We start from the raw sequence: 16,773 nt of genomic DNA on the forward strand, positions 1-16,773 counted from the left end.
ACCGTTCCAACGTTCGCCCACTCGATCAGTGGTCATCCCATTCTGAAGATGCAGTTCCAGTTGACGGAACGAATTTTAGCTTTATCGAACACGAAAAGCCCTTAGAGTAGCGAATGACTCTAAGGGCTTTTTTCTTATTTCAACCATTCCGTATGGAAAATGCCTTCTTTGTCGACGCGTTCGTACGTGTGGGCGCCGAAGTAGTCGCGCTGCGCTTGGATTAAGTTGGCCGGGAGCACCGCGGTGCGGTAGCTGTCGTAATAGGCGAGGGCGCTAGCGAATCCTGGCACTGGAATGCCGCGCATCGCCGCGGTGGCGACGATTTCGCGGAGCGCGTCTTGGTAGCGTTCGACGATGTCTTGGAAATACGGATCCAAGAGCAAGTTCGAAAGCGCCGGATCGCGGTCGTACGCCTCTTTAATTTTTTGCAAAAATTGCGCGCGGATGATGCAGCCGCCGCGGAAGATCATGGCGATATCACCGTAGCGCAAGTTCCAGTTGTATTCCTCAGAAGCCGCCTTCATTTGCGCAAATCCTTGGGCGTACGAGCAAATTTTGCTCATGTAAAGCGCGCGGCGCACCGCTTCGATGAAGTGGGCGCGGTCGCCTTCAAACGGCTTCACCGCTGGGCCTGCCAGCACTTTGCTTGCTTTCACGCGCTCGTCTTTCATCGCCGAGAGGAAACGGGCGAACACCGATTCCGTGATGATCGGCAGCGGCACGCCCAAATCGAGGGCGTTTTGACTCGTCCATTTGCCCGTCCCTTTTTGCCCGGCTTTGTCCAAAATGACGTCGACAAGCGGCTTGCCTGTTTCTTCATCGATTTTCGTGAAAATGTCGGCCGTGATCTCGATTAAGTAGCTGTTCAGCTCGCCTTTGTTCCAGTCGGCGAACACTTCGTGCAGCTCTGCAGCATCCATGCCGAGCACATGTTTGAGCAAGAAGTACGCTTCAGCGATCAGCTGCATGTCGCCGTATTCGATGCCGTTGTGCACCATTTTGACATAATGCCCGGCGCCGTCCGGACCGATGTACGTCGTGCACGGTTCGCCGTCGACTTTGGCGGCGATGGCTTCAAAAATCGGGCGCACGAGCTCATGCGCTTCTTTTTGGCCCCCTGGCATGATCGACGGGCCTTTCAGCGCCCCTTCCTCGCCGCCCGAGACGCCCGTGCCAATAAAGTGGATGCCAAGTTCGGCGAGTTCTTTGTTGCGGCGCTGCGTATCTTTAAAATACGTATTGCCGCCGTCAATTACAATATCGCCTTTTTCCAAATGCGGCTTCAGCTGTTCGATCGTCGCGTCCGTCGGCGCGCCCGCTTTCACCATCAGCAAAATTTTCCGCGGTTTTTCCAAGGCGTTGACGAATTCTTCGATGCTGTATGTACCGACAATGTTTTTTCCTTTCGTTTCTTGCAAAAACTCGTCCGTTTTTTCGCGCGAACGGTTGTACACCGCCACCGAATAGCCTTTGCTTTCGATGTTGAGCGCCAAGTTTTTCCCCATGACCGCCAGTCCGATGACGCCGATTTGCTGTTTCGCCATTGTCCAACGTCCCTTTCCGTTTTGGTTTGTTCATCAAACAACATACCATACGTTTGCGCTTGCCTGCAAGTTTTTCTAAACCGATTTAGGAACGAGGCGGCACGACGGACTTTGCTTGACCTGTCCATGCGAAAAGGGGCGTAACGCCCCTCATGCTTAGTAGCCTCCATAATGCGGGAATCCGTATGGTCCAAACGGGTAATGACCATAAGGCACGCCATACGGGAAGTGATGATAGCCGTCATACCCTCCATGCCAATGATGATGGTGATAACCGTATGGAGGATAGCCGTAGCCGCCAACGTACGGCGGATAAAATCCGCCCATATACGGACCGAACGGTCGAACCATGGAATGCGCCTCCTCTCATGTGTTGAAGTTCATTTCCATGGTTAGGATATGCGCGGAAGAAAAAACGGTATAGGCAAACACCTATACCGTCTCTTCCTCTTGGATGACCTGGGCCGCGGCCTGGGCGGCGGCCACTTGCTCGCGAATCGCGTCCGCTTCTTCCAAATGGGCAAACAAGACGCGCGGATCCAGCACCGTGAGCAACCGCTCCGGCAGCGTCGCGATCCCGACGACATACGGCGTGCGCTCCGCGGATACGAGCTGCAGCGGTTTGATGGCTTCCGGTTCAATATCGACAATTTCCTTTGCTTCGTCAACGATAAACGCCACCGACAACCCGTCGACCGCGGCGACGACAAGACGCGTCTGCTCGGTTTCCTCGATCGCTTTCCCATATAGAAGCTTTCGCATATCGAGCACCGGCGCGAGCTCGCCGCGGATGCGCGCGACGCCCGCCATACAATCCGGCATATGCGGCACGGCCGTCGGCGCCGTCATTTTCTCAATCGAGACGACATACGCGATCGAGACGGCGTACTGTTCCCGCTCGACGCGAAACACCACGTATTTGTCCATTCCCCCGCCACCTCTTTCGTGATTCGCACTCTGCTTTTTTTATCGGCTCATTCCGGCCGAATGTTTACCGAAAGGTTCAAGAAAAAGAGCATCCAGCCTCGGGATGCTCATTCGGCATTGGCGACTTCCTCGACAATGGCGACAACCATCTCTGTCAGCTTCACCAGCTCTTCAATCGGCATCCGCTCATTCGTCGTATGGATTTCTTCGTAGCCGACTGCGAGGTTGACCGTCGGAATGCCGAAGCCGGCGATGATGTTGGCATCGCTGCCGCCGCCGCTTTTCTCCAGCTTGCACGGCCGTCCGATTTTCGCCGCCGCCCGTTTGGCGACCTCGACGACATGGTCGCCGTCGCTGAACTTAAAGCCCGGGTACATCACTTCCACTTCGACATCGGCGCGCCCCCCCATTTCCGCGGCAACCGTTTCAAACGCCTCTTTCATTTTCGCCACTTGCGCTTCCATTTTTTCCGGAACGAGGGAACGGGCTTCCGCTAAAATATCAACGCGGTCGCAGACGATGTTCGTTTGCGTGCCGCCTTCAAAGCGGCCGATGTTCGCCGTCGTCTCCTCGTCGATGCGGCCGAGCGGCATTTTTGCGATCGCCTTCGCCGCAATCGTAATGGCAGACACTCCTTTTTCCGGCGCCACGCCGGCATGGGCAGTTTTGCCGTGCACAACGACTTTCAGCTTCGCCTGCGTCGGGGCGGCGACGACGATGTTGCCGACTTTGCCGTCGCTGTCCAAGGCATAGCCGTATTTCGCTTGAATGAGCGACGGGTCAAGCGCCTTCGCCCCGACAAGCCCCGACTCTTCGCCGACGGTGATGATAAACTGGATTACGCCGTGCGGGATGTTTTGTTCTTTCAACACGCGAATCGCTTCCAACATGGCCGCCAAGCCCGCCTTGTCGTCCGCCCCTAAAATCGTCGTCCCGTCGGTGACGACATAGCCGTCTTGGATCGACGGTTTCACCCCTTTGCCCGGCACGACCGTATCCATATGCGACGTGAAGTAAATCGGGTCGACCCCGTCTTTCGTCGCCGCGAGCGTGCAAATCAAGTTGCCTGCCCCATGCCCCGTTTTCGCGGCCGCATCGTCTTCGATCACATCGAGGCCAAGCGCTTCAAACTTTTGTTTGAGCACCTTCGCAATGTCCCCTTCATGCTTTGTTTCCGAATCGATTTGCACAAGTTCCAAAAATTCGTCGACAAGACGCTGTTCATTGACCATCGCTTTTTTCCTCCTGCTTATGTACTCCACCTTAAGTATACCGAAATGTTCCGCCAAGAGCCAAACCGGACGCCGGAACGATCAAAACGCTGCAAACGTATAAGAACGCGCTTGAGATGTACCGATACGGGCTGCCTGACCGCCTCTCAACGAGCGAGCTTTCATCCGCTCCCGCTGCGGCAAACGGCCACGCCGCCCCCATCTAAAATATCGTTTGCCGCGAAAAAGGCTCCCGTTGCTTGCCGGACGCCTTCCATCGTTTACAGCGGAATGTTGCCATGTTTTTTCTTCGGCCGCTCCTCGTGCTTGTTTCGAAGCATCTCGAGCGCCTGAATGAGCTTGATTCTCGTATCGCGCGGGTCGATGACGTCATCGATCATGCCGTATTTGGCGGCGACGTACGGATTGGCGAATTTCTCGCGGTATTCGGCAATTTTTTGCGCCCGCGTTTCTTCCGGATTCGGACTTTTTTCAATTTCGCTCGCGAAAATGATGTTCGCCGCCCCTTGCGGCCCCATGACCGCCACTTCCGCGTTCGGCCACGCATAGACGACATCGGCGCCGATCGATTTGCTGTTTAAGGCGACATAGGCGCCGCCGTACGCTTTCCGCAAAATGACGGTGATTTTCGGCACGGTCGCTTCCGAGTAAGCGTACAAAATTTTCGCCCCATGGCGGATGATGCCGCCGTGCTCCTGCTTGACGCCTGGGAAAAAGCCGGTGACGTCCTCAAACGTAATGATCGGGATGTTGAACGAATCGCAAAAGCGGATAAACCGCGCCGCCTTATCGGACGAGTCGATGTCCAGCCCGCCGGCCATAAACTTCGGCTGGTTGCACACAAGCCCGACCACTTCGCCTTTAATGCGGGCAAAGCCGATCACGATGTTTTTCGCGAAATCTTTTTGCACCTCAAAAAACGACCCGTCATCGACGACTTGGGCGATGACGTGGCGCACATCGTACGGGCGGACGGCGTCAATCGGCACGACATCGGCCAAATCGGGGCGGTAGTCATCCCCATCCGGAATCGGGCCAAACGGCGGCTTTTCGTTGTTGTTGGACGGCAAATAGCCCAAGAGCCGCCGCACTTCAGCGAGCGCCTCCTCTTCATTCGCTGCCGCAAAGTGGGCGTTGCCGCTGATCGTGTTGTGCACGCGGGCGCCGCCTAAATCTTCAGCGCTGATTTTCTCCCCGGTCACCGCTTCAATCACTTTCGGACCGGTGATGAACATTTGGCTCGTTTTTTCGACCATGAACACAAAATCGGTGATGGCCGGCGAATAGACGGCCCCGCCGGCGCACGGCCCCATAATGACGGAAATTTGCGGGATGACGCCGGAATAAATGGCGTTGCGGTAAAAAATGTGTCCGTACCCGTCAAGCGACAAGACCCCTTCTTGAATGCGGGCGCCGCCCGAATCGTTCAAACCGATGACCGGCGCCCCGGTTTTCGCCGCTAAATCCATGATGTTCGCAATTTTTTTCGCGTGCATTTCCCCAAGCGCCCCGCCGAAGACGGTGAAATCTTGCGAAAACACAAACACGGTGCGGCCGTTGATCTTCCCGTAGCCGGTCACCACCCCGTCACCCGGCCCCTTCTTTTCCCCGAGGCCAAAATCGGTGCAGCGGTGCTCGATGAACGGATTGAGCTCGACAAACGTCCCTTCGTCCAAAAGCAAATCAATCCGCTCTCGCGCCGTCAGCTTCCCTTTCGCGTGCTGCTGTTCAATTTTCTCATCGCCCCCGCCCAGTTCAATCTCACGTCGGCGGTCATACAGTTCGTTGATTTTGTCGTACATGTCGCTCATTGGTGTCCCTCCGTTTTCGTCCGTTCACAAAGCTCATACAACACGCCGCCGGTCGATTTCGGGTGCATGAACGCGACCCATGCCCCGCCGGCGCCGCGTTTCGGCGCATCTTGAATCATACGGATGCCGTGCTCCTTCAGCTCGCGGATGCGCTCGGTGATGTCTTCCACCCCAAGCGCCACATGATGAATCCCTTCGCCGCGCTTCTCGATAAATATCGCCACCGCGCTCTCTGGCGACAGCGGCTCAAGAAGTTCAATTTTCGCCTCTCCCGCCTGCAAAAACGCCACTTTCACCTGTTCCGACTCGACTTCCTCGATGCCAAGAAACGGCAGGCCGAGCACATCCGTATAAAACGGAAGCGCTTTCTCGATCGAACGGACGGCAATGCCGATATGGTCGACTTTTTTCACTTCCATCGTCTGCATCCCCTTTGCCGCAAAATGATGAGGCCAACATTTTATCATTCGCCGTTTCGACAAAAAATCCTGCTTTTTTGTTTTTCTTTGTCCGCGCCACGGTCGAGCTTTGGATCGGTTCGCTTCGCATCGGGCATTTTTCCTTGTCCGCCCTGCGGTTTGCCGTTACAATAAACGTAGAACAGCGGACGGAAGGAGGACGGACCGTTGTCGCGGAAAACGCAAAAATTCATCGTGTACGTAATGCTTATTTGCATGCTGCTGACGACGCTCCTTGCCGGCATCAGCATGTGGTTTTAAACCTGCCCAAAAAAACGCAAGCTCCGAAACGGAGCTTGCGTTTTTCATCGGACAGCGCCGTGCCGTTTGGCGATGGCGTAAAACGATTCGTTGCTGCGGAGAATGAGCACGTTGGCGCCAATCGGCACCCGTTCATACAAATGCTCGACATCGCGGTTGTGCATGCGCACACAACCTTGCGACACATACCGGCCGATCGACGCCGGGTTGTTCGTGCCGTGAATGCCGTAGATGCGCCCGTCCGTCCCGCGCGCGTTAAAGCCGATCCACCTTGCGCCGAGCGGATTGTTCGGCGCCCCGCCTGGAATGTTCTTTTTCCGATAATACGGGTGTTTCGCCTTCACCGTCACCGTAAACATCCCCTCCGGCGTCAAATCGGCATTGACCCCGGTCGCCACCGGATAGACGGCTTCGATGCGGCCGTCGCGGACGAGCGCGAGCTTATTGATCGCTTTGTTCACAATGACAAGCGGCTTCGCCTCCGCCGCTGTCTGAAAAGGAGCCCCCAATACGGCGGCGATCACGAGACAAATGGCCAACCATACCCGCATATCCGTCCATCCTTTGCTTGAGCGTTTGGCTATAGTGTGCGCCAAAACGGATGGACATATGCCCTGCATCATGCCTTCAGCCGCTGCGGTTTTCGTTCGTTTCCGGGATGGAATTCGCTTTTGATGATTAAATATCGCTCCAATTCGCGCACTAAATGAAACAACGCCGCCCGCTCTTCAAACTGTTCGCGCGTCGTTGGCAGCGGCATCGCCTTAAACTGTTCGCGCATCTCGGCAAGGCGCCGCAAAAACCGATCGGCCGTATTTCCCGGGTGAATGGCGTCGCTTAATTCGTCGATAAAATCGGCGACCATCATCCGCTGCTCGACCGTGTAGACAAGCGATGTCACAAGCGGAAGCATATGCTCGATGATTTCCAACTGCCGCTCGCGCATGCGGAAGTAGCGGACATATTCATCCTCATTCCGCCATAATTGATTGTCGGCGTGGCGCATGGCGAGTTTTTTCGCTTTGTCGAGCGTCTCCGCCGCAAGCGGCAGCTCCTTCCCATCCCAATCAAGCTCATTTGTGCGCAAGTAGCGGACGATTTCTTTTAAAATAATGCGAAACAAATCTTCGACAATGCGCTGGTACTCTTTGAGCTCCTTCTCGGCGCTCGGCATATACATGTTCATCAGCAGCGCTACCCCAATGCCAACCGCCACCAGCAAGATCTCATTGGCGACCAATCCCCACGTGATGTCCCCGGCCGCATACAAATGCAAAATAATGACCGAGCTTGTCGCAATGCCTTCATTGATTTTCAAGCGAACCGTCACCGGAATGAACAACAAAAGCAACAGCCCGATCGTCCACGGATGATAGCCGAAGACGGTAAAAAACAACGCCGCAAACCCGATCGCGACAACGCACGCCGCAAAACGAGCCCGGGCGGTCTCAAGCGACCGCTTTTTCGTCACTTGGACGCATAAGATGACGATAATGCCAGCGGAAGCGAAATTATGCAGGCCGATCAGCTGAGCGATGGCAATCGCCAGCGCCGCCCCCACCGCCGTTTTCAATGTCCGATAGCCGATTTTCATCGCGAGTCTCCTTTGCCAATGGTTGCCGACTTCATTGTACCGATGACGGCGCTTTCGGTGCAAGGAAAAACGGACAATCCTGGCCTCCGCTCCGAAGCCGATCTGTCCCAACAGGCGCAAAAGGACAAAAAAGGCGGCTGTCCGCTCATGCAGGGCAAGCCGCCTAGGCTCACGACGGAGATTTCTCATAAATCGTCTTCCCGTCGCGCTCGATTTCCCGCCGGATCGCTTCGTTCAGCGCGTCGAAAAAAAGCACGTCACATGAGTAAATGCCGACAATCTCGTCAAGATCCTCTTTGATTTTCCACTTTTGTTTGCCGGTGTAGTCCACGCACAAGTCAATGTCCGAGTTGTAGCGGGCCGTGCCGCGCGCCCGCGAGCCGAACAAAATGACTTTTTGTATATCTTCTTCGCCCGCGAAATACGCCATCAACCGTTCAAACACGGTCGGGCTCATTCCATAGGTCACGATCGATCACTTCTCTTTTGATATGTTCGAGCAGCGCTTCGATTTCGTGGACATATTTTGATACAATTCGGTCTTTAATCTGTTCATAGTCTTCCTCGTTATACACATGGGCTGTAGCGTTTCGCGAGTGCAATATATCGTTCCATACGTCAATATTCTGAATCCACCCTTCCTTAAACGCTTGGCGATAACATGCCCTCGGGTTGTTCAATTCCAGGCCGGACGCTTTGAAAATTCGCGACAACAGCTTCCAGAGCTGGTCTTCCAAAATTTCATACTTTTTCACGATCGAATCGCAGTATACTTCCCTCAAGAGTTCATCCTCTTCCGCCACTTGTTCCGACGCGGCAATGACGTTTTTTAAATGAAGCAACAATCGAAACGCATGCTGGCACGATAACGCAATCGCTTTCTGCTCGTCCATGCCATCGTTCTCCTTTGCCCATTGTCCTAAATGGATCTACATCTATGCCTTCGAAAACGGCGCTCGCTTCGTCTTTATATAACGCTTCAGCTCTTCGTAAAAATTTTCACGCGTCCCCACCAAAACCACGACCACAACATGTCCGCTGTCATCTTGGTCGATCAAATAAGCAATCTCGTAATTGATGCCTCGATGATAAATGTCATAACCGTAAATTCCTGCCAAATCACCTGTTTTCGCTTCCCCTGCTTCGGCGGGATCGGTAAGAATCTGCCGCAAGGCTTCGATCAAACGCTGCTTCAGAGCTGCATCCTTTTTTGTCAATTTTTTAATGGCTTTTTCTGCTTTCGGAAGCAATTGCAGTCGATTATGGTTCATCATCTTCGCCAAATAACTCCCCTAACGTATCCGCCGTATACGTTTTTGCCTTTGGTCTTTCCTCAGCAATCATGGCATCTAAAGCAGGAGCGATTTGCGATTTACGATATACAAATTCTTTGTATAGTTCTTCACCTGCATACCCTTCCCTGATCAAGTCTTTTAAAATCAGATCGGAAAAGTCAAAGTGGTCCTCATGAATCGGATGAATAATTAACTTATTATCCGCTAACTCAATTAACACCTCGTTTCCAATTCCTAATTGCTCATAAAAATCCTTTGGGATCGTAATTTGTTTTTTGCTCGATACGGCAATTCGTTTCACAAGGTTTTTCTTACGGTTAGGGATATTGTCCATCGGTACCTTCTCCTTTGTCATCGAATCTGATGGTACCATATTATTCCCCTCCTTCCAAAAAAATAACCAAATTTCTTGGTTTCTTTACTAATGATCATAGCATGGTGGGGAAACAAACACAATGATTTTCCCATACCGTAGGGAGGAGAAGTGTTCAATGTTTGCGGAAGAGGAATAGATTGATGCAAACACTAACATCCTAGTGGAACAAAGCGGAGAATTCCTGAACAAAACGACGCTCAATTGATGGAGGCCAAGGTCCTCAAAGATAGCGATTATTATTTCAAATAGGAACTTTCATAAATGATACGAATTCGAACGTCCATGGTGTGGAAATTCCTTCACTTTCCTTGTATTTCAAGGATTCATTTGACATTGGAAATCACATTTCGCACCCCTACTAAGTAGAACGAAAGGATTTTTTATTTGTTTTTTTAGAATAACTTTTGAACCAACACAACGAGCGATGGCAATCCTTTTTTTACCATCGCTGGTCGTTCTTTATCCCATTAGACGTAAATGCTCTCGTCCAACCCCAACCCTTGCAGAATCCTTCGCTGCTCGTACGTGAGCGGTTGGCTTAACGCACGTTGGATTTGCCCGTCTGGCTGCTTGAGAAGCACCACTTTGACATACTGAAACAACTGAAAGATCGCTTGCCCCGTCGGCCGGGTCAGTTTGCGTCCTCCTGCGCCCTTTAGAGGCTGCTCCGGAGTAATGAATTGGCGCACCCGGCGCTGGAAGACGCGATAAATGGCCAACGCCAACAAAAACAAATACCCCAGCACCGCGACCCGTTCCGGTTTTTTACATAGATTTCATCCGTAAAGAACGGGTCTTTCAAAAAGGCAAAGTTCATTTCCACCGAGATGTGGCCTTTATACAGCTTCAAGATCTCTTTCGCGTCCATCGGTTGGCCCTTCCATTCCTCCGGAACGGTCGTGACCAAGACAAAACGGGACGCTTTCCGTCTCGCCCGCTCCCACGCCTCTTGGTCGAATGCCACGTTTAGGCGAAGGGCGAACCGCGTTTCCACCTCCGGTTCCGCCCCTTTTTTCGGCCGTCCGCGCCGTTTTTTCGGGCGAATGACCTCGTCAACGGACGCCTCGACGCGATGGAACCGAGGGCGAAGGGAAGCCTTGAGAGACGCCAGCGCTTGTTCGGCGTCTTCCCGGCAGGAAAACAGGCGGCTCTCCCATTGGGCTTGTTCTTGCGAAAGAAGCTCTGCTTCTTTTTTCCGTTCGTTTTCGAGTTTCTTCCCTTTTCGTTGGTCCAGCGCGCTGGATTCAGCGACGATCAGCCGAACCGGATGGCCTTCATACGTCGAGACGGTTTCCCACACTCGATACGCGGCGCCGTTTTTCTCTGCCAAGACGAACGGATCGCTCCACGGCGTGTCCTCGGCATCGGCTTGGGCCAGCGCCGTTTTGACGATCCGAAGCGAAGCCGGGCCGCGCGTGATCAAAAAGGCGTTGGCGGCTTTCGTTTGCGTCAAGGTGCCGCGCGTCATGGCGGCCGAATCGGCCACGTAAATCCATTCGTCTTCGATTCCCGCGCGTTCAAACTATTCTTTCATCCGTGCCAACACGAAAGGATTCCATGTCTTATCGGGCAGATGGCCGTCGTGCACATCTCCGTAAAACGGAAGGCCGTCTTGATTGCCGACCAACCCGAATCCCATCTGTTTTTGCCAACAATGATGCCGATTGTAGCCATAGGTGATTTCCAAGCCTTCGGTCGAGTTCGTTTCGTACGCACCATATACCGTCTTATCGGTCGTATCGGCATGAAACACCCAAAGAGGGAGGTCTTCCTTCTTGTAGATCTGCACAAGACAAGCCGACGTGACGTGATGGATGTCGGCCTCATACAGGCGATCCAGATGGCGCGCCAAAGCGTCGTCATTGAACCAAGAGGGGTGAAGTCCAGGACGGATCAGCTTGGGCAAATCGATCTCATGCGCCCATCGTTCCAAGTGAACGAGCGCTTGCCGGCCGTCAAAGATATTGTAGACGATGGCCTGAACGGCATGGCTCGTTCGGGTTTGGCATTGAGGATCGACCGAAACGAGATGGTCAATCAACTGGGGGAGGCCAAGCTTCTTGAATATGGCACTTATTATATTCAAATAGGAACTGTCATAGACCGCATCGATTGGAATGCCCATGGTGTGAAAACTCCTTCGCTTTCCTTGTGTTTCAAAGATTCATTCGACGCAAGGCGAAAAAAAATCCTCCCGATTTTTGTCGGGAGGGTGCGAAATGTGAGTTCCATTGTACCGATAACAGCGCTTTCGATGCAACTGAAAAACGGACAGCGCGCTTGCCCTAAGGCCGCCGGACACAAAAAAACAGCCGCCCGCTCATGCGAGGCAAGCCGCCTAGGCTCACGACGGAGATTTCTCATAAATCGTTTTCCCGTCGCGCTCGATTTGGCGCTTGATGGCTTCGTTCAGCGCGTCGAAAAAGAGCACATCACACGAATAAATGCCGACAATCTCGTCAATGTCATCTTTGATTTTCCACTTTTGCTTGCCGGTGTAATCGATGCACAAGTCAATGTCGGAATTGTAGCGGGCCGTGCCGCGAGCCGAACAAGATGACTTTTTGAATATCTTCCTCGCCGGCGAAATACGCCATCAGCCGCGCAAACACGGTCGGGCTAATTCCGTAGCTCACGGTCGATCACTTCTTCTTTGATGTTTTGCAGTAGCGTTTCGATTTCGTGGACATATTCATTCATCTGAAATCAAACATGCCTACTTCAGAAAACAGTGAACAGACTAAATCACTTCTAACGATATTTCATGTAGCATATCGAGATCTTGCTGTAAATTATCACTTTATTTCGGAACAAAAGAGACATTTTTTTGCACATTCCTTCAGAAAGCCCTCTCCCCTTTTCTGAAAGAATGTGCTAAATTTTTTGTGAATTATTTCGGAAGAGAAAATCCATCGGTTCATAGGAGGGGGAGGAGGACGTGATTCAATTTCATGACTTTGGCATTGACGTTCAAACGTATGCAGAGCGTGGAAAAGAAAACGACTTCCCTCTTCTGAAAAAGTGTCCGCATTGCCGGGCCAAGCGCCCGTTGCACCGCCACGGTTACTATGAGCGAAACGCATTGACCCCACATGGTGATTATCGCATTTGGATTGTCCGGTATCGCTGTTGGGAATGCTTGAAGACGGTGAGTGTGCTGCCTTCCTTTCTCCTCCCGTATTTTCAGTATACGTTGTCCGCCATATGGCAAGTCGTGAAAGAGCAGTTGGGATTGACCGAAAGGACGAACCAGGCTCCGTTTCTCCCGACAAAGGACGGCATCATCTTTTATGTCCGACGGTTCTACCGAAACCTATCAAGCCTTCATAGCTTTTTTGCGAGGCGGTGGAGGATCATAGGCCCTATCGTGAAAAAAGAAAAGGAACGGGCTTCTTGGTGGATCCAGACGTTAGAGGAACACGGTCTTGATTCGGCCATCAGAGAGATGTGGGAGGGCGGATTCCGACACCCTTTTGCGAATTAAATGGGATCCTGATTTTACATACATACCCTAAATTGGAAATAGTTTCGGTTCCCACAAACCTTTCCTATCGACGGAGAAAAAGCAATTCGGTACGATAAGGGCAGGAGGACCGGAACGGTCCTGATTCCAAGTGAGACCAGGAGGAGATTTGAATGAATGAGTCGATGAGACACGACATTGCCCTGTTTCGGTACGGGCTAATCGCTCCGTTGGTGAATGGGCAGGTGGAACCGAAGACGTATCTGAAAGAGGTGAGCGAGCGAGTGCACCATGTTCCCCATCAGGGAGACAAACGAATCGCAGCCAAGACGATCCTCGATTGGTGCACCCGATACAAAAAAGGGGGCTTTGACGCCTTAAAGCCGAAGCGCCGTTCGGACCGCGGCCACTCAAGGCGTCTGTCGCCCGATGATGAGGATCATATTTTAGCCCTAAGAAAAGAACATCCCACCATGCCCGTGACGGTGTTCTACGAACACCTGATCGAGCAGGGGGGAATCCCAAAAAACCATATCTCTTACTTTACTATATACCGATTATTGAAAAAACACAACCTTGTCGGGAAAGAAATCTTGCCGATGCCGGAGCGAAAGCGTTTTGCGTATGACCAGATCAATGAGCTATGGCAAGGGGACTTATCCCATGGACCCACGATTCGCGTCCATGGGAAAGCCCAGAAAACGTTTTTGATCGCGTATATCGATGACTGCTCGCGGTTAGTGCCATATGCCCAATTTTTCCCTTCGGAGAAGTTTGACGGGCTGCGGATCGTCACGAAGGAAGCGGTGCTTCGTTGCGGGAAGCCGAAACGCATTTACTCGGACAACGGGAAAATTTATCGGTCCGAGGTGCTGCAGTATGCGTGCGCCGAGATGGGGATTACGCTCATCCACACCCAGCCGTATGACCCGCAAAGCAAGGGAAAAATCGAACGGTTCTTCCGCACCGTACAGACACGGTTTTATCCACTGTTGGAGCTGAATCCGCCGAAATCGCTTGACGAGTTGAACGAGCGTTTTTGGAAGTGGCTTGAAGAGGAGTATCATCGAAAACCGCACGCCTCACTGGACGGAAAAACGCCGCATGAGGTGTTTCAATCGCAAGTGCATCTCGTGTCGTTCATCGAAGATGGCGATTGGCTGGATGCGATTTTTCTGAAACGGGAGCACCGCAAGGTGAAAGCCGATGGCACGATCACCCTGAATAAACAGCTATACGAAGTGCCGCCTCGGTTCATTGGGCAATCGATTGAGCTCCGCTATGACGAACGAGGCGTCTATGTGTACGAAGATGGCAAACGGGTGGCGGAAGCCATTCGGGTGCGTTTGGAGGACAATGCCTATGTAAAACGCCATCGGTCCCCGTTTGCGGCGATTCCGGCGAAGGAGGGAGAACACGGTGTATAAATCGTTTTACTCCCTTTCGCGGGAGCCGTTTGCGAAAGAAACAGACCCGTCCGAGGCGTATCAAGGGGCGTCATTTCAGGAAGCGTTGCGGGCGCTGGAGTACGTGAAACGAACCCGGGGGATCGGGCTGTTGATCGGAGAGCCGGGGGCGGGCAAGACGTTCGCCCTTCGGGCGCTGAAAGAGTCATTGAATCCATCATTGTATCATGTCGTCTACTTTCCGTTATCCACCGGAGGCGTGATGGATTTTTACCGTGGACTGGCCTTGGGATTAGGAGAGGAACCGAAGTACCGCAAGGTAGACCTCTTCCGCCAAATCCAGCAGGCGATCGAGCGATTGTATCATGAACGGCGGATCACGCCGGTGTTCATTTTGGATGAGATGCATTTAGCGAAGGATGCATTTTTACAGGACATCGCGATCTTGTTCAACTTTGAGATGGATTCGACCAACCCATTTGTCTTGATTTTGGCCGGGCTGCCCCATTTACAGGGGAAGCTGCGGCTCAATCAGCACCGCCCTCTCGACCAGCGGATCATCATGCGATACCGGATGGGGCCGCTGGAGAAGGAAGAGGTGGCGGGCTACATCGAGCATCGGATGAAACAGGCCGGGGCGAAGCACCCGATCTTCACCCCATCGGCGTTAGAGGCGATTGCCCTGCAGTCGCGGGGATGGCCTCGGGTGATCAACACGTTGGCCACGACGTGCCTGTTATACGGGTATCAGCTGAAAAAGGACGCCATTGACGAAGAAGTGGTGCGCATGGCCGCAGAGGAAATGGGGTATTAGCATGAAAGGGGCCGAATCGGCCTCTTTTGTGCTTTTTCTTTTCCATCGGTCCATCAGGCGCGCTGGAAATCTTCATCTGAAAGAGCGTGCAAACGTTCCGAAAGAATGTGCAAAATCCGAAACAATCCGCAAAAATTTTGCACATTATTTCCGAATCCGCCTGAAATAATTTGAAAAAGGGATTCTGAAATAATGTGCTAGTTTACACTTGCGTCTGGCAAGATGGAAGGAGCTCACCGTAGACACTTATATTTACTTTCCGCTGTGGAAAAGCCTCAACATGAATTGATTCAATTCTCGCCATATAACGCCCGTTATTTTGAATAAGGTTAAACATAAACTCGCTATAGAAAGCAGGAATATACCCTAGCTTACACCCTTCATCTGTTAACACTTCTACTGCTTTAGAATCTTGCCTATTCTCCGGCTCTAATCGAAAATGTACCTTATCCCCCACTTTAAGATATTGAATTACTCGATCTCCCTCGTAATATCTCCAACCCGCGACATAAAAATCAAAATCGAAATGATTTCCCGATACATAAATTGGCGCTACAAATTCATAAGAATCTGTCGCAAGTTTACCACCAGTCGCTCGCAGCATATCCATATCTGTACAATCGCGCGGCAAGCCGTATGTCCGCAAAATTTCTAAAAAATCCGGACGGCGCCGGTCAGGCAAACGCCGCTCAAAAGGCCCGAACAATCTGTTAGAAACGTATTTTTTTCCTATATCCGGAAACGACAAATGAGGTTGATAACCGTTTTCTAGTGCTTCGAACAGTCCTCTTCTCTTCCTGCTACGTTCATAATAAAATACATACTTATCCCCATCGTGTAATAAGTTTCCAATATGATATCGCTGCCGAGTACATTCATTTTGCCAAATTAACCAAAGCACAAAAGGGCGCATCGCTTATTTCACCTCCATATACCAATTTACGAGCCATTCTTTTCGATACAGTAATAATTTTAATACCCATTCTTTGTAAATTTTACTCATGACATTTTCTGAAACACCATCTAAAACAGTTGTGACTTGTTGCTCATTTATTTGACTGATACGATCAATTTCCTTCTTCATTTCTATTATCACAAACAATAATGGTCATGCAAAAACCCGAAGTCCCTTTTCGAACTTCGGGTTCTCCTTTCACACTTCCTCACAATATTCATCGAACAGCGCCTGCAGCTTTTGCACGACGGCGACCGGTTCGTGCCCTTCGATGTCGTGGCGGTGGAGCATGGCACACAGTTTTCCGTCTTTTAACAACGCGAACGACGGCGAGGATGGCGGCTCGCCGACAAAATATTCGCGCGCGCGGGCGGTTGCTTCTTTGTCTTGGCCGGCAAAGACGGTCACCAAATGGTCCGGGCGCTTGTCGTAATGAACCGCGTGGGCCGCTGCCGGACGGGCGATGCCGCCGGCGCAGCCGCACACCGAGTTGATGAGGACAAGCGTTGTGCCCGGACGGCGGAATGCCGCATCGACGTCTTCCGGCGTGCGCAGTTCTTCAAATCCGGCTTCGACCGCTTCGCGCCGCGCTTGTTCGACGATGTCGTTATAGAGCGGAAATTGAAATTGGAACATC

The 16,773-nt window shown here is 52.2% G+C and carries 19 protein-coding genes and 2 pseudogenes; 4 read left to right on the forward strand and 17 right to left on the reverse strand.

Translation table 11 applies throughout. The features are described from left to right. Positions 1–134 precede the first annotated feature (134 nt). From gnd to mce, 7 genes are all read right to left on the reverse strand, one after another. Positions 135–1,544, reverse strand: a complete 1,410-nt coding sequence (gnd, locus tag ACR1UW_RS12705; RefSeq protein WP_050367515.1) for an NADP-dependent phosphogluconate dehydrogenase — start codon at positions 1,542–1,544, stop codon at positions 135–137. 156 nt (positions 1,545–1,700) lie between these two features. Further along, entirely contained in the window at positions 1,701–1,895 is a 195-nt protein-coding gene (locus ACR1UW_RS12710) for a hypothetical protein (RefSeq protein WP_033009034.1), read from the reverse strand. An 81-nt stretch (positions 1,896–1,976) separates the two neighbouring features. Then, the gene (locus ACR1UW_RS12715) at positions 1,977–2,471 is read right to left on the reverse strand and encodes a chemotaxis protein CheW (RefSeq protein ID WP_011231828.1); all 495 of its coding nucleotides are present in this window, start codon (positions 2,469–2,471) and stop codon (positions 1,977–1,979) included. Between the two features lie 107 nt (positions 2,472–2,578). Continuing rightward, entirely contained in the window at positions 2,579–3,703 is a 1,125-nt protein-coding gene (locus tag ACR1UW_RS12720) for a tripeptidase T (RefSeq protein WP_095859620.1), read from the reverse strand. Positions 3,704–3,734: 31 nt separating this feature from the next. Next, entirely contained in the window at positions 3,735–3,905 is a 171-nt protein-coding gene (locus ACR1UW_RS12725; RefSeq protein ID WP_164977985.1) for a hypothetical protein, read from the reverse strand. A gap of 58 nt (positions 3,906–3,963) precedes the next feature. Continuing rightward, entirely contained in the window at positions 3,964–5,514 is a 1,551-nt protein-coding gene (locus tag ACR1UW_RS12730) for an acyl-CoA carboxylase subunit beta (protein WP_044741235.1), read from the reverse strand. Beyond that, positions 5,511–5,933, reverse strand: coding sequence for a methylmalonyl-CoA epimerase (mce, locus tag ACR1UW_RS12735; protein ID WP_044741234.1), 423 nt, complete (start codon positions 5,931–5,933; stop codon positions 5,511–5,513). The genes ACR1UW_RS12730 and mce overlap by 4 nt, the downstream gene beginning before the upstream one ends. Before the next feature lie 207 nt (positions 5,934–6,140). Between mce and prli42 the strand changes: the two genes are divergently transcribed. After that, on the forward strand, positions 6,141–6,233 hold the full coding sequence (gene prli42, locus ACR1UW_RS12740; RefSeq protein ID WP_020755294.1) for a stressosome-associated protein Prli42: 93 nt from the start codon (positions 6,141–6,143) through the stop codon (positions 6,231–6,233). 44 nt (positions 6,234–6,277) lie between these two features. On the opposite strand, the gene ACR1UW_RS12745 is transcribed toward prli42, so the two are convergent. The 8 genes and pseudogenes from ACR1UW_RS12745 to ACR1UW_RS12780 all read right to left on the reverse strand — a co-directional run bounded on the left by ACR1UW_RS12745 (position 6,278) and on the right by ACR1UW_RS12780 (position 12,095). Then, positions 6,278–6,784: a L,D-transpeptidase gene (locus ACR1UW_RS12745; protein WP_394606786.1), complete on the reverse strand. Its 507-nt coding sequence runs from the start codon at positions 6,782–6,784 to the stop codon at positions 6,278–6,280. 68 nt (positions 6,785–6,852) lie between these two features. Continuing rightward, a complete protein-coding gene (locus tag ACR1UW_RS12750) occupies positions 6,853–7,827 on the reverse strand; it encodes an aromatic acid exporter family protein (protein ID WP_081132528.1) in 975 nt (324 codons plus the stop codon). Positions 7,828–7,996: 169 nt separating this feature from the next. Beyond that, positions 7,997–8,284 (reverse strand): type VII toxin-antitoxin system MntA family adenylyltransferase antitoxin, encoded by a 288-nt coding sequence (gene mntA, locus ACR1UW_RS12755; protein WP_081132527.1) that lies wholly within the window; start codon positions 8,282–8,284, stop codon positions 7,997–7,999. Continuing rightward, positions 8,265–8,720: an HI0074 family nucleotidyltransferase substrate-binding subunit gene (locus tag ACR1UW_RS12760; RefSeq protein ID WP_498933591.1), complete on the reverse strand. Its 456-nt coding sequence runs from the start codon at positions 8,718–8,720 to the stop codon at positions 8,265–8,267. Before ACR1UW_RS12760 ends, mntA begins: the two co-directional genes overlap by 20 nt. A 42-nt stretch (positions 8,721–8,762) precedes the next feature. Beyond that, the gene (locus ACR1UW_RS12765; RefSeq protein WP_050437062.1) at positions 8,763–9,101 is read right to left on the reverse strand and encodes a type II toxin-antitoxin system RelE/ParE family toxin; all 339 of its coding nucleotides are present in this window, start codon (positions 9,099–9,101) and stop codon (positions 8,763–8,765) included. Next, positions 9,088–9,495: an AbrB/MazE/SpoVT family DNA-binding domain-containing protein gene (locus ACR1UW_RS12770; protein ID WP_429878915.1), complete on the reverse strand. Its 408-nt coding sequence runs from the start codon at positions 9,493–9,495 to the stop codon at positions 9,088–9,090. The genes ACR1UW_RS12765 and ACR1UW_RS12770 overlap by 14 nt, the downstream gene beginning before the upstream one ends. Positions 9,496–9,965: 470 nt before the next feature. Next, a pseudogene (locus tag ACR1UW_RS12775) lies at positions 9,966–11,623 on the reverse strand (IS1634 family transposase). A gap of 219 nt (positions 11,624–11,842) precedes the next feature. Continuing rightward, positions 11,843–12,095 (reverse strand): annotated as a pseudogene (locus ACR1UW_RS12780) (nucleotidyltransferase domain-containing protein). A 341-nt stretch (positions 12,096–12,436) separates the two neighbouring features. Between ACR1UW_RS12780 and ACR1UW_RS12785 the strand changes: the two are divergent. From ACR1UW_RS12785 to ACR1UW_RS12795, 3 genes are all read left to right on the forward strand, one after another. Then, on the forward strand, positions 12,437–12,982 hold the full coding sequence (locus ACR1UW_RS12785; protein ID WP_498933593.1) for a DUF6431 domain-containing protein: 546 nt from the start codon (positions 12,437–12,439) through the stop codon (positions 12,980–12,982). A 152-nt stretch (positions 12,983–13,134) separates the two neighbouring features. Further along, positions 13,135–14,388 (forward strand): IS481 family transposase, encoded by a 1,254-nt coding sequence (locus ACR1UW_RS12790; protein ID WP_033011707.1) that lies wholly within the window; start codon positions 13,135–13,137, stop codon positions 14,386–14,388. Further along, entirely contained in the window at positions 14,381–15,181 is an 801-nt protein-coding gene (locus ACR1UW_RS12795; RefSeq protein ID WP_064213564.1) for an ExeA family protein, read from the forward strand. The genes ACR1UW_RS12790 and ACR1UW_RS12795 overlap by 8 nt, the downstream gene beginning before the upstream one ends. A gap of 202 nt (positions 15,182–15,383) precedes the next feature. Here the strand turns inward: ACR1UW_RS12795 and ACR1UW_RS12800 are convergent, their stop codons facing one another. Together ACR1UW_RS12800 and ACR1UW_RS12805 are read right to left on the reverse strand one after the other, a co-directional pair. Continuing rightward, positions 15,384–16,094 (reverse strand): HIRAN domain-containing protein, encoded by a 711-nt coding sequence (locus ACR1UW_RS12800; RefSeq protein WP_498933595.1) that lies wholly within the window; start codon positions 16,092–16,094, stop codon positions 15,384–15,386. A 240-nt stretch (positions 16,095–16,334) separates the two neighbouring features. Then, positions 16,335–16,772 carry a BrxA/BrxB family bacilliredoxin gene (locus ACR1UW_RS12805; protein ID WP_011231850.1) on the reverse strand — a complete coding sequence of 146 codons (438 nt, stop codon included), beginning with the start codon at positions 16,770–16,772 and terminating at the stop codon, positions 16,335–16,337. Position 16,773 lies beyond the last annotated feature (1 nt).

This window comes from Geobacillus lituanicus, from assembly GCF_050994965.1.
In the GTDB taxonomy this organism is placed as follows: domain Bacteria; phylum Bacillota; class Bacilli; order Bacillales; family Anoxybacillaceae; genus Geobacillus; species Geobacillus stearothermophilus.

What these genes read in the sequence shown, in the direction of transcription:
- ACR1UW_RS12770 (WP_429878915.1), bottom strand. Translation starts at nt 9,495, where the DNA reads ATGGTACCATCAGATTCGATGACAAAGGAGAAGGTACCGATGGACAAT.
- ACR1UW_RS12745 (WP_394606786.1), bottom strand. Translation starts at nt 6,784, where the DNA reads ATGCGGGTATGGTTGGCCATTTGTCTCGTGATCGCCGCCGTATTGGGG.
- ACR1UW_RS12790 (WP_033011707.1), top strand. Translation starts at nt 13,135, where the DNA reads ATGAATGAGTCGATGAGACACGACATTGCCCTGTTTCGGTACGGGCTA.
- ACR1UW_RS12710 (WP_033009034.1), bottom strand. Translation starts at nt 1,895, where the DNA reads ATGGTTCGACCGTTCGGTCCGTATATGGGCGGATTTTATCCGCCGTAC.
- ACR1UW_RS12720 (WP_095859620.1), bottom strand. Translation starts at nt 3,703, where the DNA reads ATGGTCAATGAACAGCGTCTTGTCGACGAATTTTTGGAACTTGTGCAA.
- mntA (WP_081132527.1), bottom strand. Translation starts at nt 8,284, where the DNA reads ATGAGCCCGACCGTGTTTGAACGGTTGATGGCGTATTTCGCGGGCGAA.
- ACR1UW_RS12760 (WP_498933591.1), bottom strand. Translation starts at nt 8,720, where the DNA reads ATGGACGAGCAGAAAGCGATTGCGTTATCGTGCCAGCATGCGTTTCGA.
- ACR1UW_RS12730 (WP_044741235.1), bottom strand. Translation starts at nt 5,514, where the DNA reads ATGAGCGACATGTACGACAAAATCAACGAACTGTATGACCGCCGACGT.
- mce (WP_044741234.1), bottom strand. Translation starts at nt 5,933, where the DNA reads ATGGAAGTGAAAAAAGTCGACCATATCGGCATTGCCGTCCGTTCGATC.
- ACR1UW_RS12725 (WP_164977985.1), bottom strand. Translation starts at nt 3,905, where the DNA reads ATGGGGGCGGCGTGGCCGTTTGCCGCAGCGGGAGCGGATGAAAGCTCG.
- gnd (WP_050367515.1), bottom strand. Translation starts at nt 1,544, where the DNA reads ATGGCGAAACAGCAAATCGGCGTCATCGGACTGGCGGTCATGGGGAAA.
- ACR1UW_RS12765 (WP_050437062.1), bottom strand. Translation starts at nt 9,101, where the DNA reads ATGATGAACCATAATCGACTGCAATTGCTTCCGAAAGCAGAAAAAGCC.
- ACR1UW_RS12805 (WP_011231850.1), bottom strand. Translation starts at nt 16,772, where the DNA reads ATGTTCCAATTTCAATTTCCGCTCTATAACGACATCGTCGAACAAGCG.
- ACR1UW_RS12800 (WP_498933595.1), bottom strand. Translation starts at nt 16,094, where the DNA reads ATGCGCCCTTTTGTGCTTTGGTTAATTTGGCAAAATGAATGTACTCGG.
- ACR1UW_RS12715 (WP_011231828.1), bottom strand. Translation starts at nt 2,471, where the DNA reads ATGGACAAATACGTGGTGTTTCGCGTCGAGCGGGAACAGTACGCCGTC.
- ACR1UW_RS12750 (WP_081132528.1), bottom strand. Translation starts at nt 7,827, where the DNA reads ATGAAAATCGGCTATCGGACATTGAAAACGGCGGTGGGGGCGGCGCTG.